Source organism: Desulforamulus profundi, from assembly GCF_002607855.1.
Map to the genome: position 1 here is coordinate 1 of NZ_AWQQ01000066.1, position 2,456 is coordinate 2,456.

General features: G+C 47.6%; 1 protein-coding gene and 1 pseudogene. Both read left to right on the top strand.

Annotation, left to right across the window (positions count from 1 at the left end):
- Positions 1 to 1,058 precede the first annotated feature (1,058 nt).
- Positions 1,059 to 1,613 (top strand): transposase, encoded by a 555-nt coding sequence (locus tag P378_RS11065; protein WP_099083292.1) that lies wholly within the window; start codon positions 1,059 to 1,061, stop codon positions 1,611 to 1,613.
- A gap of 198 nt (positions 1,614 to 1,811) precedes the next feature.
- A pseudogene (locus P378_RS11070) lies at positions 1,812 to 2,456 on the top strand (Rpn family recombination-promoting nuclease/putative transposase); the annotation flags it as partial.

The following is a 2,456-nucleotide window of genomic DNA, read 5'->3' on the forward strand; positions in this document are numbered from 1 at the left end:
TTCAAATGGCTGAACCGGCGCAGTCAGCGAAGAAGTTTTGACTGGGGTAAATTCGTCTTATTCCTTAAAAGATATCCTATTCCTCGGCCCAAAACCTATGTTAACATCTACAAGCTTAAAACAGAAATTGGCTATATCTGTAAATGTTGATATGAGGAGCCGTGTGCGTTAATCGCGCCAGCACGGTTCTGTGAGGGGTGCGTGCTCAATTCAGCCATGGAGCAAATATTGTGACACTCCCAGAGGAAACGGGGAGAAACCGGGAAAACAAAGTGCTCCTAAAGCTGGAGAGACGCGCATCTACTCGACCTTCACTAAACTAAAGTGACGGTACTTTTTCTTTTCCGGGTCATCCTTTCGGGTCTGGTGGTTTCAATGAAAGGCTACCTAGGCGGTGCCAGGTACCGTCTCGCATGAAAGTTGTATACGAGCACAAAAAGTTACCGSCGGACGGAACCAGGCACCGCCCCCGGCAAATCGGGGAAATTGCACCAAAAACACTTGCATTTTACTAAATTAAAGTGCAMGTTCTTTTCTTTTTTGGGGGAATGGAACCTCCGGGGGCTCCCTCGTTCTCCTGGCCTCGCGCCGGTGCCCCGGCAGGCCGACTCCCGTTGGTGACATTCTTTGCTCGAGGAAATCCCTGGCAGAAAACCGCTGCCAGGGATTTCCAAAAAGTGCCTCCAAAAAGTGCCTGGCACTTCACTAAACTAAAGTGACGGTACTTTTTCTTTTCCGGGTCATCCTTTYGGGTCTGGTGGTTTCAATGAAAGGCTACCYAGGCGGTGCCAGGTACCGTCTCGCATGAAAGTTGTATACGAGCACAAAAAGTTACCGACGGACGGAACCAGGCACCGCCCCCGGCAAATCGGGGAAATTGCACAAAAAACACTTGCATTTTACTAAATTAAAGTGCAAGTTCTTTTCTTTTTTGGGTTATTTTTTGGAGTTCGACAGTTTCAATGAATAGCACAACTCGACACCACCGCCGACAAATTTTAAATTTATTCTATTATCACATGATGTAAAATAGTAAGAAAGACATTGGGGGTTAAACCATGGGCAGGAGACCTCGGGTTTGGTACCCAGGAGCCATATACCATGTTATTTGCAGAGGAAATCATCGGCTAAACATTTACAGAGACGATGAAGACAGACGAATATTCTTACATATACTTAGGGAAATACAAGTGGAAATGCCATTTAAGGTATTATGCTATTGTCTAATGACTAACCATTTCCATATGATTATTGAAACCATAGACCATAGTATCACAAAAATAATGACCAAATTCAACTGGCGGTATGTCACTTACTTTAACAAAAAGTATAAATTTACAGGCCGTCTTTATCAGGACCGTTTTACAGCGAAACTAATTGAAAATGATGCCCAACTCCTGGAAAACAGTAGGTATATTCACCTTAACCCTGTGAATACAAAGATTCCGTTATGCGAAAACATTGCTGATTACCTGTGGAGCAGCTATAATTATTTTTTAAATGACAAAGTTGATGCCTTGGTAGAACCAGATAAAATTTTAAAAATACTAGGACCAAATGCTAAAGTGAAATACAAAGAATATGTAGAAGCAATCCGTCGCCAGGATAATTGACAGGAAAGACTGTTTGACAGGTCACTTATTTTCCATCTCTTCAGATAAAAAATTAACGGTGCCAGGCCTTAACTTGTTAACTTATCTAGCGACCTCTGCCGGTCACACACCGGCGGGGGCATTTTCTTTTCACCAACCGCGCGATTCAGTTTCCACCTCAGCCCCGCCCCATGTCAATTTCCCGTCCGATATGGTATAATACAGCCACAGGAGGATTGTGCCGGTGCCAGAAAAAGACAGCCCCACCAYACCCACGACAGAGGATACAGAGAGCTTCTCTCCAGCAAGCGGGCCTTTCTGGAGCTGCTCAAGACCTTTGTCCGGGAAGAATGGACAAAAGACATAGACGAAGACAGCTTGGTGCGGGTGGAAAAGTCCTACGTCCTGCAGGACTTCAGCGAGAAAGAAGCAGACATTATCTACAAGCTGAAGACAAAAGGTAGCGAAGTAATATTCTACATCCTGCTGGAACTGCAGTCCACCGTGGACCACACCATGCCCTTCCGCTTGCTGCAATACATGCTGGAAATATGGCGGGACGTCTACAACAATACCCCGGAGAAAGAGCGGAGGCGCAAGGGCTTCCCGGCTGCCGGCCATCGTCCCCGCCGTCATCTACAACGGCGAGAGAGGCTGGACGGCCYGCAGGAGCTTCAGGGAGTACCAGTCGGGGCACGAGCGGTTCCCCGGTCGCCTGCTGGACTTCTCCTACATCCTCTTCGACGTAGTACGCTACAGCGAGGAAGAGCTGCACCGGGCGGCCAACGTGGTGTCCAGCGTGTTCTACCTGGATCAGACCGTAGATCCCCTGGAGCTGGCGCCCCGGCTCAGGAAGCTCGCCGG

What these genes read in the sequence shown, in the direction of transcription:
- P378_RS11065 (WP_099083292.1), top strand. Translation starts at nt 1,059, where the DNA reads ATGGGCAGGAGACCTCGGGTTTGGTACCCAGGAGCCATATACCATGTT.